This window comes from Streptomyces sp. NPDC016845 (assembly GCF_044332585.1).
GTDB lineage: Bacteria > Actinomycetota > Actinomycetes > Streptomycetales > Streptomycetaceae > Streptomyces.
Map to the genome: position 1 here is coordinate 237,024 of NZ_JBIRPI010000002.1, position 13,089 is coordinate 250,112.

Below are 13,089 nucleotides of genomic sequence, written 5' to 3' on the forward strand. Positions count from 1 at the left end.
CGCCCGGACACTCCAGGCGGGGCCGCTCCGTGCGTACGGACTACTCTCCCGTCACGCTGACATCCGTGATCTCCACCGACACCTTCTTGCCCGACGACGATGTCTGAAGAACCGTCGGTGTGAAGTTGAGGCTCGTCTGGTCCGACAGTTCCGCCGTCTCAATCACAGGCCCGGACTCATCCCCCGTGATCTCGTACGTGATCTCGTACACCGCGGCCGGATCGAGCGAGTCGCTCAGGCCCCCGTACGACAGGTCCGGCTCAACCGTCAGATTGCAGCCCGCCGTGCCGAAGCACTGCTTACTCGTGGTCTTCAGCGTCATCTCGAAGTCCTCGGCGGCCGGCGTATAGACGTCCGTCGGCTCCGCATCCACCTCCGCCTCGTCCTCGACGGCGGCATCCTCGACTTCCTCACTCGGCGTGCTCGACGCGGTGGCGGCGGCCGCCGGCTTGTCGTCGTCCCGGGACTGCACGACGAAGATGCCCGTGCCGATGACCGCGGCAATGACGGCGGCGGCCGCGCCGATGATGACCGTGTTGCTGCTTCGCTTCTTCGCGGGCGGCGGGGCCTGCGGCGGGAAGTCGGGCTGTGGTGGCGGCGTGGTGTTGCTCATGGGTCCCCCCTGCGGTTGTGCTGTCCATGCGCATGATGCGGTGTCATGTGGGAGGCGTGAAGGTGAAGTGTTTGATCTGTGACATGCGGAGGCCCCGCCGCACCGGGGGGTGTGCGACGGGGCCGGATACCGAAGGCTACTGGCGCTGCCCCAGCGCGGGGGTCGTCCCGTAGGTCTGCTCGCGCATGACGGCGTTGGATGCGTCGGCGAACTCGCGGCACTGGTCCGGGTTCCAGCCCGCGACCTGCGTCGGCAGACGGTCGACGGTCGCGTCGAGTTCTTCCTGGGCCTGGGTCTTCTTGGACATGATGGTGCTCCTGTCTCGTGTGATCGGGATGGGGAACCGGGGCGGGCCGCGCGTCTTGGCGGATGGAGCGGCCCGCTCCGGGGTCTGTGGGTGATCTAGCGGTAGCCGTGCACGCGACGGGCCGCCGACCGGGCGGCGCGTAGGGCGTCCTCATGGCTCAGCTCGGCGGCCGTGTAACGCTCGTCGGCGTCGAGGTGCGGAGCGTGGTCGTAGGCAATGGCGTCGACCACCGACTCGTAGAGCAGCGAGTCCGCGGTGTCGCCGTGCGGCATCGTCCAGTTCGCGTCTCCGTGGACGGCGAGCCGCGCGGCGGCGTCGGCGTCGAGGCCGGGGCTCGCCTCCATCGTTCGGATGGTGGCGTCGAGCGCCTCGGCGGTCTGAGCGTGGGTGGGCATGGTCATGATTCGGCTCTCCTCGGCGGTGTTCATCGGCCCCAGCAATTCGCGAGGACCGCGGTGATCAGGAACAGGACGAAGAGCAGCGACCCCGAGCAGCTCCCGGTGCGGCCGGCCGCGTGGGCCGCGCGCACGCCGTCTCCGGCGGCCGGCGCCAACCCGCCGTGCCCGACGGACCGGTGCTCCGCGCGCTCGTCCTCGGCGTCGCTTCTGCGGTCATGCGGCTCCGGGGACCGGGCCCCGCATTGGGCGCACCAGTAGACGTACGGCATCGCGCGCTGCTCCCTGTTCAGGTCTTGCGGAGGTCGTGCCGACGGTGGGTGTCGGCGTGGTCGTAGACGGTCAGGCCGCTGTCGCTGCGCACCACACGGAACCCCTCTCGGGGGTCGCCGTCTGTCGTGTCGTCGGTGTCGTCGTCGGCGGGCTGACCTGCGCCGACGACGGGGGGCGGGGGTGTGGTCAGAGAGGGGGGTGCCTCGTCCCCCCGGAGTCCGGCCGAGGCGGACCGGCCCTGCATCCTCACGTCCTTCACGGGCCAGCCCGCCCCGGCGGCGGCTGTACGGACCGCTTCGGTGGTGGTGCGGAGGTGGTCGGCGAGGGGCTTCAGTTGGGCGTGCGGGGTGCCGATGTCGCGGACCGCTTCGAGCAGCGCGGTGGGGGTCACGGGAGGCCGTTCCGCGGGGGCCGGAGCAGGCGCGGGCGGGGCCTCCTCTGCGGCGTCCGGCTCCCCCTCGGCGGGCTGCTCCTCGTCCTTCTCCTCGGGGGCGTGCGCCCACGCCAGCGCACACCAGGCGACCACTCCCCACGCGACGTACTGCGGGTAGCGGGCGGCCGAGTACAGGGCCACGGCGCAGCCACCGAGGACGTAGCCCCACCCGGCCTTCTCGACCAGGCGCAGGACCAGGGCGTGCGAGCCGGGGCCGAGGCGGGCCAGCACTTCGAGGAGCGCGCGGACGCGGTCGGCGAGTCGGCGGATCATCACGCCACCTGCGTCCCGAGCTTGGTGATCGCCTCGGCGACCTGCCCCCACACGCCGCCCGCACCGGATGCCGCGTACCAGAAGATCACCCCGATGATCGCGACCTGCTTCGTCGTCAGCTTCTTGAACGCGATCACGATGGCGATGACCAGGGCGACCGCGGGCATGGTGACGCCGGGCACGATCCCCTGCGCTGCGTTCAGGCCGGCGCCCACGAGATCGGGCACGATCTTGAAGACGCCGCCAGCCGCCGCGTAGGTCGAGCCCGCGAGCATGCCGCCGATCAGGCACGGCCACCAGCCGAGCGGCTTGACCTTGCCGCCGCCCTTGATGCCGAAGAGGAGCAGCGCGGTCATGGCGACGGCGAGGCCGACCATGCCGAGTGTCCCGAACAGCGAGTTCACGATGAGTCCTTGAGGTCAGGGTGTGCCGTAGAGCAGCACGCCGAGGGCGACGGAGGAGACGGGGATGGCGCCGAGCCAGGCGAACAGGAGCGTGCTCCGGCGGGTGCTCCGGTAGAGGGCGAGGCCGAAGGCGGCGATGAGGTAGACGCCCCATGCGGATGGGTTGGTCCAGCGGGCGGCGGCGAACCAGGCGGCGGTGTCGGTGCCCCAGGTGACGAGGCCGAAGGGGTATCCGGCGGCTGCGGCGGTGGCGTGGAGGAGCAGCCAGCGCATCCGTGGGGCGAGGTTGGGGGCGGCTTCGGCGAGGGCGCGGCGCGGGGACTCGCGGGGCGTCCGGGTCTTGCGGGGTGCGGCGGGCTTCTGCTCGTCGTCTTCCGCGTCGCCCTCGCCCTCACCTTCGCTTTGCTCAGCGTTCGGGGCGGGGACGGGCTCGACGGGGGCGTCCTCGATGGGCGAGGCACCGTCCGGCCCGTAGACGCTGTTCCACCAGTCGTCGGGCGGCGGGGCGGGCTGGTAGCCGTCGGGCAGGTGCGTGGGCTTGGGCGGGAGTGCGGCGGTCTCCTCGGGGGTGAGGCCGAGGCCGCGGTCGTTCATCCACTTGCGGATGCGGAGCTCGGCCTCGTCCGGGCCGGGGTGAGTGTCGGTCATGAGGTGGACCTCTCAGCGAGACGGGTGGGGGCGAGGAGCGAACGTCATCCGTAGCCGCCGCTCATCTCGGCCTTGCGGCGTTCGCGGCGAACAGCGGCGGCGACGCTGTCCTTGTTCGCGTCGGGCTTGATCGCGATCACGCCCCGGACGGCGTCGGCGTTGTTCGGGTGGATCGCGATCTGATCGCGAACAAGGTCAGCCATCGACGGCTTGCTGTCGTCGCGCGGGATGACCGGGGCCGGGGTGCTCGGCTCGGACTGCCGATCGAGGTTCGGGCTGGTCACTGCCTTGTTCGCGATGCTGTCGCTGACGGTGTTCTCGATGTTCGGGACCGTGTTCGCGGCGGCGATCGGCTGTTCGTGATCGGCGGTCGCGGGCTCGCGAACAACGTCGATCGCCTGTTCTGCGGCTGCGGCGAACGTGCTCGACTCGATCGCCGCGGGCGCGCTTGTGTTCGCCGGAATGTTCGCCCCAGGGGCGCCGGCCGGAACGCGCTCGATGTTCAGGACGCCCTCGACGGGGGCCAGGGCGCGGCCGTAGCGGGTGAGGCGCAGCGCCATGACCGCCTCGACGGGGGCCTGGCTGCGCCAGCGCCACCCGTACCGGGCGCGGAGCCGGGCCCGCTCGATCAGCCGGGACTGCTCAAGCCGGATGACGGCGTCGTAGGAGCGCAGCTCCCACAGCTTCATGCGCCGCCACAGCCGGAACGTGGGCAGCGGGGAGAGCAGCCAGCGGGACAGGCGGACGCCTTCCATGTGCTGGTCGGCGGTGATGTCCGCTGCGCGGCCGATGGCGTGGCGGGCGGCCTCGACGACGACCACGAACAGGACGGGCATCGTGGCGTGCATGCCGGTGCCGACGGGGTCGGGCCAGGCGGCGGCCCCGTTGAAGGTGATGGTGGCGGCGGTGAGGAGCCATGCGGTGTGGCGGAGCATGGCGAGCGGCATGCGGAGCCAGGTGAGGAGCAGGTCGAGCGCGAGGAGCACGAGGATCCCGGCGTCGATGCCGACGGGGAAGATCGCGGCGAACTCGCCGAAGCCCTTCTCCTCGGCCAGGTCGGCGACGGCGGCGTACGAGCCGATGAAGCCAATGGCGGCGATGAGGGCGGCGCCGGCGGCGACGGCGGCGATGAGTCGGCGCTGTAGGGGCGTCGTCTGCACGGTGCTCCTCCGGGAGCGGAGAGGGCCGGGCCCCGCGGCGGGGGCTGGGCGCGGGGCCCGGCCGGTTGGTGGTGGTCAGCGGCGGCGTCGGAACAGGCCGCCGCCCTGGTTGCCCCAGCCGCGGGTGCGGTCGCGGTCCCGCTCGCCGTCCTCCCACGCCTGGCCGGCGCGGTCGGCGGCGCGGGCACCGCTGGTCTTGTGGCTGCGGAATCGTCCGGCGCTGCCGGTGACGCTGGTGGCGGCGGCGGGGTAGTCCCGGGTGGTCTGCTCGCGGCGACCGAAGATGCGCATTAGTGGCGCCTGGCGTTCGCGTCGCGCTGCTCGCTGGAGTGGCGGTCGGCGCCGCCGTCCGCGTAGTCCTTTGCGCAGGCGGCGGGGGTGGCGGGCTCGTCGATGATCCGGTTGCCGCTCGTCGGTGTACTGGGCTGCGGGGCGGGGTGATCGGTACGGTTGGGCATGCCTGCCTCTTCGTGGAGTTGAAGGTGGGCGCCCCCGGCCCATGTGGGGTTGCCGCCCCGGGCCGGGGGCTTTGTGCATCAGCAGCGTTCGGCTGCTTGCTGAGGACTGTAGGGGTCCCCTACAGTGCGGCGCAAGCGGCCCACCGAAAGAAAGGGCCGGGATGAGCGACGAGGAGGTGCGCCGCGTGTCGGACGCCCTTGACGCGGTCGAGCAGATCGCGGACTTGGAGCAGCGGGTCCGGGCGAAGAGCCAGGTCATGGCTGCTCAGGCCGAGCGCAACAAGGAGTGGTCTCGCGAGCGGGATGGCGTGATCCGGCGGCTGAGCGACGAGGAGAACCTGTCGTATCGGCAGATCGCGGCGCGCCTCGGCATCAAGCTGAGCACGGTGCAGGCAGTGTTCCGGGGCTACAAGGGGTCAGGGACGGCGCGGCCGAAGGCTGTGAAGGACGCGGAGGCGTAGCGGTGGATGATCTCGTGCAGTGGCTCGGCGAGCAGCTCGACGCGGACGAGCGGATTGCGAAGGCGTGCCCAGGCGATGGCAGCTGGACCGCCGACGACTTCGCCGCCGTCGCCCCGGAGCTCAACGGCGAGGTCCGCCAGCACATCGCCGAGCACGATCCGGCGCGGGTGCTGCGCGAGATCGACGCCAAGCGGCAGCTGCTTGCCCTGCACTCCGTGGCCGGTGGGCACGAATGCTCGACGCGGGATGCGCACGGCGACATCGACCACTGCACGTGGGTCATGGAGTCCGAGGCGTGCACCACGCTGCGCCTGCTCGCCCTGCCTAACGCGGACCGGCCCGGCTACCTGGAGAAGTGGCGGCCGTAGCCGCACACGGACGAGCCCCCGACCCATCAGGGCCGGCGCCGAGGTCTGGACGCACTGATCTCGGCGGGCTTACGGTCGTGAGGCCACACCGAGGGGGCGCCCTCGTCGGCCCGCCGTCCCCGATGGGTACGGCGGGCCGCTTGCTGCTCCGGTGTCTACGGCCGCCAGTTGGGCCCGCGCAGCGCGGCCGGCACCTCCGACATCGGCGTGGACACAGGCAACACACCCGTCAAGAAGTACCGGAGCGCCGCGTCCACGGCCGACACTCCTGCCGCGCGCCTTCGGTCCGGCAGCTCGGGCGGCACCGGCCGGTCGAGCCCGGCCAGGATCTCCGGCGTCAGCCCGTGCGCGTGGCCGAGATCGAGCAGCTCGGGGCAGTCATTCAGGTTCTCGACGTAGGGGTCGTCGCAGTCCCCGAAGGTGCCGCAGCCCTCGCACGCGGTCGCGGACCAGGGACTACCAGCCTGCGCCGGGTCCACGTTGTGGCGGGCGAGGATGCGCCGATCCGCCTCGCAGCGGCGCAGCACGGCGGCCGGGTCGTGCGTACGGATGTGCTGCTCGGCCGCCCGGGTCCCGATGTCGCCGCTTGCGAGCAGCGCGGGGATGTCGTCCCGCGCTTGGCGGGCGCGCCGCTCGACGCGGGCGACCTGCTGTGTGATCCAGTCGTGCAGGTCAGGCATCGGGGGCTCCCTTCCTGCGGCGCCGCATGATCCGGTTGACCGCGTCGCAGTACCGGCCGAACGCGACAGCCAGCCACGGCAAGGCGAGGAACAGCCCGGCGGCGACGGCGAGCAGCACGAGGTAGTGCACGGTCAGATCTCCTTGTGCGGGGTGGCGCCGGCGGTGTGGTCGGTCCATAGCGACTTGCCGTCGCCGTCGTGGACGGGGCCGACGTGGTTCCCGGGGTGGTCGGCTTCGCGGGTGCAGATGACGGGTCCGTCGCCGAGGACGTGGGGGCCTTCGATGGTGGCGGTGCACGGGGTGGCGGGCATGGGCTTCTCCTTGGTGGCGGAGGGCCGCCAGTCTTCGGCGAGTTCGAGGTTGAGGGTCTGCGCGTCGGGGTCGTAGCCGGTGACGCGGTAGGCGACTTGGTCGGCGATCTCGATGACCCCGTCATGCACGCGGAGGTAGCTGCCGCAGGTGAGGCAGTCGAGCGCCATGCTGGCCTGTTGCGGGGCCTGGAGGACGGTGATGCCCTTGCCTCGCTCCCGCTGCAAGACGATGTCGCCGGGTGTGGTCTCGGGCTCGGTCGCTTCGGTCGCTGCCGGGCCCGGTTGCTCACCGAGGCCTCGCTCAATCGCAGCGCGCAGCCACGACGCCCACGTACGCGCGCCCGTGGTGGCCTCCATGTCCGCGATCACGCCGCGCACCTCGGCCAGTGCCCGCTCGGCGCCGCGCGCATCTACGAGGCGGGCCTCGTGGTTCTCGACGAAGCACCGGTAGGCGCGCGGGCTGAAGTCGATGATCTGGGCCGCCATGTCGAGCCGATGCTCGGGCGTGACCGAGTTCCACCGTGCGATCCACTGGCCGGGGGTGGGCATGACGCGGTAGTCCCAGCCGGGTTCTTCGCCGGTCCGGAGCGCGTCGAGCTGATCGCGCAGGGCGTTGCGTTCGGTCTCGGCCTGCTCGGCGCGCCGCCGCCATTGGTCGCGGTCGACGGTGAGGCCGTGCACGCGCTGGCTGTGGCGGACGTACAGCTTGGCCACGTACGCCTCGCTGCCCTCGGCTCGGCGGACGGCGCGCTCGGCCCGTGCCAGGCGGGCGTAGAGGGTGTCGAGGTCGTTGCTGGTCAGGTCGTCGATCTTGATGCGGTAGGTCATGAGGCGCGGCTCCTCGTGCGGGTTGGGCAGGTTGCGGCGTGGGCTTGGCCGTGGGAGTGCTCGTAGATGCGGCAGCACGGGGTGACGGCGAGTACCTCGGCGCGGGCGGCGCGGCGGGCGCGGGCGTGCTCCTCGAGGACCAGCCGGTGTCGGGTCCACTCGCAGGCCGCGCAGTAGCCGAGGGCGACGGCGAAGGGGGCGACAAGGGCGGCCCACAGCGGGGTGCTGGTGGTGGCGAGGTAGGCCGCGGCGGCGCTGGCGAGGGCGGCGACCGCGGTGAGGAGGAGCGCGGGGCGAAAGTGCGGTGTCATTGCGGGCCTTCCGGTGGGGCCGCCGCCCCGGGCATGGGGCGGCGGCGGTGTGGCTACCAGCTGCGGGACTGGCCGGGGTGGGGGTCGATGATGTTCGCGCACCAGGCGACGACCTCCGTGGTCGGCAGCTTGTCCTCAGCGCTGTGGGCGCGGAGCCGCTCGGCAAGGTGGTGGGCGTACGCGTCGACCGCGGCCGCCATCTGCTGCTCGCTGGTGTCCTCGTGGCGCATGAGGAGCAGCACCTCGCGCGGGCCGACGCCGAGTTCGCGGGCGCAGCAGCTCTTGTCATGCAGGTGGACGTTGTGATCGGCGAACGCGGAGACGATCGCCGGGTCGTCGAGGAAGTCTTCGAGGCTTTCGTCGCCGGTATCCCAGTCGCCCTCCTGGAGTTCGCCGATGAGGTCGCCGAGCACTTTGCGCTTGGTGTCGTCGTCGGCGCCGGTTTCGATGAGTGCCTTGGCGACGGGGTCGAAGATGCGGTGTGCGCTGTTCCATCCCATGTCAGTGGGCCTTCCGGTGGGCGAGGTGGTGGAGGGCGCGCCCTGCCCACCGGAGGGTGAGCAGGAGCGCGGAGGCGACGGGCCAGACGAGCAGCGCGACGCCGAGGGTGGAGGCCACTACGCCTCGTCGGCTGGGGCCTCACTGACCGTGGTGACGCGCTGCATCAGCCGGTGCTCCCAGCCCGGCTGCATCTCGCGGCGGGATGCGAGCCGGGCCAGGGCCGTGGCCTTGTCCTCCCACGAGGCGGTGATGCCGGGCGGCTTCTGCCACGGCTGGCTGGGGGCGGGGCGGGACTGGATGAAGTAGCTGGTCTTGCGCATGGCAACTCCTGGGGTCGGATGGGCATCAGGCGGCCTCGTCGTACTCGACGGGGGGCTGTGCGCGGCGGCGGGGCCATGCGCCGGTGATGAGGCTGGTGGCGATGGCGGTGATGCCGGCGAGGAGTAGCGCGGTGGCGCCGGCCGTGGCGGCGACGGTGAGGATGGCGCGGCCGATGGCTGCGGAAAGGGCGGTGGCGAAGTCGTGGACGATCACGAGCGCTCCTCGACGGTGCGCTCCGGGTCGGCCTCGACGACGGTGGACCTCTCGTCCCAGCGCACGATGCGAAAGCGGGCGTTGGGGAAGCGGCGGCGGTAGGACTCACGGCGCTGCCTGACTTCCTCGATCGTCTTGCGCTTGTAGGTGATCCCGACCCACATGTCCGTCTCACGAACCTCCAGCGCGAAGTCGGTGACGGTGGGCCAGGGCTCTGCCTGGTGCGCCTCGTCGGCCTGGCGGCGCAGCCCCAGCACGACGTCGCGGACGGCAGTGCAGTACCTCGGATCGCTGTCAGGGTCGAGGGACTCGTTCAGCACCCGCTCGTAGAAGTCGGCGACTTCCCGCAGTGCAGCGGCGCGCGCTTCCTCGGCGGCCTGCTCGGCGGTTGTCTCACGGGCGATCGCATCGTCGGCGCGCTTGTTCTCCGTGGTGAGCAGGCGGCGCAGGTGGGCGATCTCGGCGGCGTGCTCGGTGTCGGCGATCGCCATGACGACCTCCGCGTTCTTGCGGTAGCGATCGGCCGACGGAGTGGACAGGGAAGCGAAGTTGGCGGCGGCCCACTCCCACCCGTCGGCACGCGCCATCACCTCGGCGTACTGCTCGCGGCGCTCGGCCCGGCTGGGGACTCCGGCGCATCCCGGGTTGCAGGCGACAACGCGGTGGCAGCCCTCGGCGAACTTGCAGTTGCTGCGCGGAGTGTCAGCCACGGTCGGCCGCCTCGGCTGCGTCGGCGGCCTGCTGCATCGCGGTGACGATCTGCGGGGTGGTGAGGCCGTCGTTGAAGTGCGCGTCGTGCGCGAAGGTCGCGGCCTCGCGCAGGACGGTGTGACGACGGACGAGCAGGGGCGTCACGGCAGGCGCGTGGCGGCCGTCCTCGCGGGCGCGGCGGAGCAGCTCGTGCAGCATGCCCGCGGTGCCCGGGTAGCCCCGGGCGATTACGAAGGTGCGGAGCTGCTCGGTCGGGAACACGGTCTCGCAGGTGACGCCGCAGTACTCGTGATCACCTGCGGCGTGCTGGCGCTCCGTCTCCTCGCGGTCGGCGCGCTGCTCGTCGGTTTCGGGCTCGTCGGCGCGGGTGGCGAAGTAGGCGTACGCCTGGGATTCGCGGGCGTGCCGTGCCATGTCGTAGGTGTCGAGCAGGGTGACCGCGTCGTCCCACGGCATGCCGTGGGCCTCGGTGGTGGGGTGCCAGGCGGGGCGGGAGATCGCGGTGAGGACGGCGATGCGGGGATCGGTCATGGTCAACTCCGGGCTGGTCGTGGTGGACTGGGTGGTGCGGCCGCCCCTGGTACGAACAGGGGCGGCCGTCCTGCGGATCACGCGATGTCAGCGAACAGGTCGGCCTGGCCACCGAGGGGCCGGTTCACCCACAACACCTCGGTACGGCCCCTCGTCCCTGCGGCGTTGCCGGTCACCGTGGACTGCTCGTAGCGGTGCCAGTCGCCGTACAACTCGGCGTAGAGCGGGCTGTCGTAACCGGAGAGCACCACTGCGGCCGCACAGTCGGCGAGCGCGTCCGCCAGCTCGCGGTGCTCGCCCTCGGTCTTCATCTCCACGCGGTAGTTCGACCACCCCCTGGTGCTGCCGAGGTACGGCGGGTCGACGTAGAGCAGCACCTCGGGCTGCGCCCCGTACTTCCCGATCAGCGTCAACGCGGGCAGGCACTCCAGTGACACGGCGTGCAGCCGTTCCGCAGCTGCGGCGAGCCGCTCGGCGTAGGCCTCGAGGTAGCCGGGCATCGACGTGACCGATCCGGCCGGGTCGATGTAGTGCCTCCAACCGGTCCGGCGCAGCGTGCCGGAACGCCCCTGAGCGAGCCGGGACCAGATACGGCGGGCCAGTTCGAGATCGTCTCCGGCCAGGGGCTCGGCGAACGTCTCCTCGAGGCCTGCGCGCGAGTGCGGCGTGAGCATGCACGCGCGGAGCAGGTCGTCGGGCCGGTCGCGGAGGACGCGCCAGAAGACCATCAGCTCGCCGTCGAGGTCGTTGACGGTCTCCATGCGGGCGGGCCGCTTGGCGAGGAGGACGGACAGGCCGCCGGCGTACGGCTCGACGTAGTGCTCGTGCGTGGGGAGCAGCGAGGCGATCCACGGGGCGATGCGCTGCTTGCTGCCGAAGTACGGGACGGGCGACTTCACGAGTGCTCCTTCGTGGTGTCGGGCGGTCGGGTCAGGCGCAGATGACGCAGCGGTGGTCGGCGCTCTCGGTGTCGTGGCAGCGGTCGATGCAGCTGCGGCAGTACGGGGTGCCGCTGTAGCGGGCGGCGCCGTCGAACCGCGTGTCGGTCCGGTCGAACGGGGTCCGGCACTTCGCGCACGCCGCGGACTGCTCCAGCGCCGCGACCCACGCGCCGAGCGCTTCGAGGTCAGACGGCATCAAGCCGACGCTGGGGCTCACGTAGTGGAGTAGCGCAGGCCCGGCGTGCTGCTCGGCGACGAGCTGCCGGTCGCGGTCGGTGAAGTCGTCGTCGAGCCAGGCGAACGGCCGGCCAGCCGCGTACTGGATGACGGTGGTCGTCTTCCAGAACACGCCGTCGGCCGCGCGCTCGCGGGCGTCCTTAAAGAACTCGATGACGGGGAGGACGGGCAGCCCGATCGAGGGGCCGATCATCGTGTTCGCCTCGTGCTCCCAGGTGGTGGCCCAGACGAGATCAAACGGCAGGGCGAGGAGCTGCGCGCCGTGCTCGGGGTTGAGCCAGACACGGAGCGGACGGACGCGCGGGTCGGTCCAGCCGGTAGGGCGGAGGCGGTGCGTCTCGTATCCGGCGGGACGGCGGTTGGGGTTGGCGGCGTACGGGTTGAGGGGGCCGTCGACGTCGAGGAGGAGGAGCGGGCGGTCGGTCATGGTGGCGGGTCTCCGGGTGGTCGGGCGTTTGGTTGGGCGGGGTTGTGCGCGCGGGGCCTGGCTAACCGGATGCGCGTGGGTCAGGCGGCGTTGGTCTCGGTGTCGTTGTCGATGAGGTGGAGGTGTCGGCGTTCGTCGGCTCGGGTCTCCTCGTTCCAGGCCCATCCCTCGAGGGCTTGGGCGAGGTCTGCGCGGTGTTGGGCTTGCTGGATGGGGGTCCAGGTGGGTCCGGGTCGTGTGTGGGCGTCTGTGGGGCGTGGGGGGAGTGCGTGGCCGAAGGTGCCGGTGGGGATGTCTTCGGCGGCGAGGCGCTCGTGTGGGGTCATGAGGCGTTCCTCTCGTTGCGCTGGCGGTAGTCGGCGCAGCCCTGGCAGAGACCGGTGCGGCCGTACGGGAGGGCCATGTCGCAATCGGGGTCTTCGCAGCGGGCGAGGATGTCGCGGGCCTCGACTGCGGCGAGCGCGGCGTCCGCGGGTTTGCCTGGCTTCTCAGTCGTCGATGACTCGTCTTTTCCGGCCTCGCCCGCGCGCGGCTGTGGTTGAGGTTCAAAGCCCAGCGGAGTGTGGTTGGGGAGGGGGTCCCTACCGGAGGTAGGGAGGTACTGGTAGACCCCCGCCGGGGACGCTGTCCGGAAGGTGTCCGGGGACGCTGTCCGGGGGCGTCCGCGGACGCTGTCCGGATCCGATTCGGAAGTTCCGGAACCCCCGCCGGGGACGCTGTCCGGAGAGCGTCCGGGGACGCTGTCCGACTGGTTGTCCCCAGGGTTTTCCACAGCGTCCGGGGACGCTGTCCGGCTCATCTCGGCGAGCCGTTCGGCCTTCTCCTTGGCGCGTGCCTTCCGCTGCCGGGTGTCGGTCATGTGGTGGATGTGCTTCGTCCAGTCGACCCGCCCGATCGGCAGGGCCAATTGGTAGACCGACGAGGCGTTCGGCCGGCGCTTCCGTTCCAGCATTCGCACGCCCATGAGCACCTTCACCGCGCGGGTCACGGTCTCTTGGGAGCAGCCTGCGAGCGTGGCCAGCGTCTCGCGGGAGGGGAACGCGTTGGACCCGTCGGCGTCGGCGTACGTGGCGATCCACACGCCGACCGTGGCCACGCGCGCCACCTCGGGTACGGTCCGGCCAACGCGCAAGACCTCGGCCCGCAGGGCGTTGGTCCAGCCGTTGCGTACGGACTGCACGCGTTCCTCAGTGCTCAACTTGGTTCTTCTCTCGTAATGTTGCGGAACCGTTGCGGCAAGATCCCGGGCCCGGGGCGGCGGTTGGCTGCCCCGGGCGGCGGGG

23 protein-coding genes and 1 pseudogene are annotated in these 13,089 nt (G+C 71.6%); 2 read left to right on the top strand and 22 right to left on the bottom strand.

Translation table 11 applies throughout. From position 1 onward, the window contains the following. Positions 1–40: 40 nt before the first annotated feature. The 9 genes from ACH4RC_RS07020 to ACH4RC_RS07060 all read right to left on the bottom strand — a co-directional run bounded on the left by ACH4RC_RS07020 (position 41) and on the right by ACH4RC_RS07060 (position 4,964). On the bottom strand, positions 41–613 hold the full coding sequence (locus ACH4RC_RS07020) for a hypothetical protein (protein ID WP_398196297.1): 573 nt from the start codon (positions 611–613) through the stop codon (positions 41–43). Between the two features lie 136 nt (positions 614–749). Continuing rightward, on the bottom strand, positions 750–920 hold the full coding sequence (locus ACH4RC_RS07025; RefSeq protein ID WP_398196300.1) for a hypothetical protein: 171 nt from the start codon (positions 918–920) through the stop codon (positions 750–752). A 95-nt stretch (positions 921–1,015) separates the two neighbouring features. Continuing rightward, the gene (locus ACH4RC_RS07030; protein WP_398196302.1) at positions 1,016–1,321 is read right to left on the bottom strand and encodes a hypothetical protein; all 306 of its coding nucleotides are present in this window, start codon (positions 1,319–1,321) and stop codon (positions 1,016–1,018) included. Positions 1,322–1,604: 283 nt separating this feature from the next. Beyond that, positions 1,605–2,294, bottom strand: a complete 690-nt coding sequence (locus tag ACH4RC_RS07035; protein ID WP_398196305.1) for a hypothetical protein — start codon at positions 2,292–2,294, stop codon at positions 1,605–1,607. After that, positions 2,294–2,698 carry a hypothetical protein gene (locus ACH4RC_RS07040; protein ID WP_398196308.1) on the bottom strand — a complete coding sequence of 135 codons (405 nt, stop codon included), beginning with the start codon at positions 2,696–2,698 and terminating at the stop codon, positions 2,294–2,296. Before ACH4RC_RS07040 ends, ACH4RC_RS07035 begins: the two co-directional genes overlap by 1 nt. A 15-nt stretch (positions 2,699–2,713) precedes the next feature. Further along, entirely contained in the window at positions 2,714–3,346 is a 633-nt protein-coding gene (locus ACH4RC_RS07045) for a hypothetical protein (protein WP_398196310.1), read from the bottom strand. Positions 3,347–3,390: 44 nt separating this feature from the next. Next, a complete protein-coding gene (locus tag ACH4RC_RS07050; RefSeq protein WP_398196312.1) occupies positions 3,391–4,506 on the bottom strand; it encodes a DUF2637 domain-containing protein in 1,116 nt (371 codons plus the stop codon). A 75-nt stretch (positions 4,507–4,581) separates the two neighbouring features. After that, a complete protein-coding gene (locus tag ACH4RC_RS07055; RefSeq protein ID WP_398196315.1) occupies positions 4,582–4,797 on the bottom strand; it encodes a hypothetical protein in 216 nt (71 codons plus the stop codon). Beyond that, positions 4,797–4,964 carry a hypothetical protein gene (locus ACH4RC_RS07060; RefSeq protein WP_398196318.1) on the bottom strand — a complete coding sequence of 56 codons (168 nt, stop codon included), beginning with the start codon at positions 4,962–4,964 and terminating at the stop codon, positions 4,797–4,799. Before ACH4RC_RS07060 ends, ACH4RC_RS07055 begins: the two co-directional genes overlap by 1 nt. A gap of 161 nt (positions 4,965–5,125) precedes the next feature. On the opposite strand from ACH4RC_RS07060, the gene ACH4RC_RS07065 reads away from it, so the two are divergent. Continuing rightward, positions 5,126–5,425 carry a helix-turn-helix domain-containing protein gene (locus ACH4RC_RS07065; protein WP_398196321.1) on the top strand — a complete coding sequence of 100 codons (300 nt, stop codon included), beginning with the start codon at positions 5,126–5,128 and terminating at the stop codon, positions 5,423–5,425. Positions 5,426–5,427: 2 nt separating this feature from the next. Continuing rightward, a complete protein-coding gene (locus ACH4RC_RS07070) occupies positions 5,428–5,793 on the top strand; it encodes a DUF6221 family protein (RefSeq protein ID WP_398196324.1) in 366 nt (121 codons plus the stop codon). Between the two features lie 155 nt (positions 5,794–5,948). Here the strand turns inward: ACH4RC_RS07070 and ACH4RC_RS07075 are convergent, their stop codons facing one another. The 13 genes and pseudogenes from ACH4RC_RS07075 to ACH4RC_RS07135 form a co-directional block, all read right to left on the bottom strand. Beyond that, a complete protein-coding gene (locus ACH4RC_RS07075; RefSeq protein ID WP_398196326.1) occupies positions 5,949–6,473 on the bottom strand; it encodes a DUF6221 family protein in 525 nt (174 codons plus the stop codon). After that, positions 6,466–6,603 (bottom strand): hypothetical protein, encoded by a 138-nt coding sequence (locus ACH4RC_RS07080; RefSeq protein WP_398196329.1) that lies wholly within the window; start codon positions 6,601–6,603, stop codon positions 6,466–6,468. The genes ACH4RC_RS07075 and ACH4RC_RS07080 overlap by 8 nt, the downstream gene beginning before the upstream one ends. Positions 6,604–6,605: 2 nt before the next feature. After that, the gene (locus ACH4RC_RS07085) at positions 6,606–7,613 is read right to left on the bottom strand and encodes a hypothetical protein (protein WP_398196332.1); all 1,008 of its coding nucleotides are present in this window, start codon (positions 7,611–7,613) and stop codon (positions 6,606–6,608) included. Beyond that, a complete protein-coding gene (locus tag ACH4RC_RS07090) occupies positions 7,610–7,924 on the bottom strand; it encodes a hypothetical protein (protein ID WP_398196335.1) in 315 nt (104 codons plus the stop codon). The genes ACH4RC_RS07085 and ACH4RC_RS07090 overlap by 4 nt, the downstream gene beginning before the upstream one ends. 53 nt (positions 7,925–7,977) lie before the next feature. Further along, positions 7,978–8,424 carry a hypothetical protein gene (locus tag ACH4RC_RS07095; RefSeq protein WP_398196338.1) on the bottom strand — a complete coding sequence of 149 codons (447 nt, stop codon included), beginning with the start codon at positions 8,422–8,424 and terminating at the stop codon, positions 7,978–7,980. Positions 8,425–8,541: 117 nt separating this feature from the next. Then, positions 8,542–8,745 carry a hypothetical protein gene (locus ACH4RC_RS07100; protein WP_398196341.1) on the bottom strand — a complete coding sequence of 68 codons (204 nt, stop codon included), beginning with the start codon at positions 8,743–8,745 and terminating at the stop codon, positions 8,542–8,544. 25 nt (positions 8,746–8,770) lie between these two features. Further along, positions 8,771–8,959: a hypothetical protein gene (locus tag ACH4RC_RS07105; protein ID WP_398196343.1), complete on the bottom strand. Its 189-nt coding sequence runs from the start codon at positions 8,957–8,959 to the stop codon at positions 8,771–8,773. Further along, positions 8,956–9,669 (bottom strand): hypothetical protein, encoded by a 714-nt coding sequence (locus ACH4RC_RS07110; protein ID WP_398196346.1) that lies wholly within the window; start codon positions 9,667–9,669, stop codon positions 8,956–8,958. The genes ACH4RC_RS07105 and ACH4RC_RS07110 overlap by 4 nt, the downstream gene beginning before the upstream one ends. Next, positions 9,662–10,201, bottom strand: coding sequence for a hypothetical protein (locus ACH4RC_RS07115; protein WP_398196349.1), 540 nt, complete (start codon positions 10,199–10,201; stop codon positions 9,662–9,664). Before ACH4RC_RS07115 ends, ACH4RC_RS07110 begins: the two co-directional genes overlap by 8 nt. A 77-nt stretch (positions 10,202–10,278) precedes the next feature. Further along, on the bottom strand, positions 10,279–11,100 hold the full coding sequence (locus tag ACH4RC_RS07120; RefSeq protein ID WP_398196351.1) for a DNA adenine methylase: 822 nt from the start codon (positions 11,098–11,100) through the stop codon (positions 10,279–10,281). Positions 11,101–11,293: 193 nt separating this feature from the next. Next, positions 11,294–11,806 (bottom strand): annotated as a pseudogene (locus ACH4RC_RS07125) (hypothetical protein); the annotation flags it as partial. Between the two features lie 80 nt (positions 11,807–11,886). Then, positions 11,887–12,132 (bottom strand): hypothetical protein, encoded by a 246-nt coding sequence (locus ACH4RC_RS07130; protein ID WP_398196353.1) that lies wholly within the window; start codon positions 12,130–12,132, stop codon positions 11,887–11,889. After that, positions 12,129–13,004 carry a helix-turn-helix domain-containing protein gene (locus ACH4RC_RS07135; protein WP_398196356.1) on the bottom strand — a complete coding sequence of 292 codons (876 nt, stop codon included), beginning with the start codon at positions 13,002–13,004 and terminating at the stop codon, positions 12,129–12,131. The genes ACH4RC_RS07130 and ACH4RC_RS07135 overlap by 4 nt, the downstream gene beginning before the upstream one ends. Between the last annotated feature and the right edge of the window lie 85 nt (positions 13,005–13,089).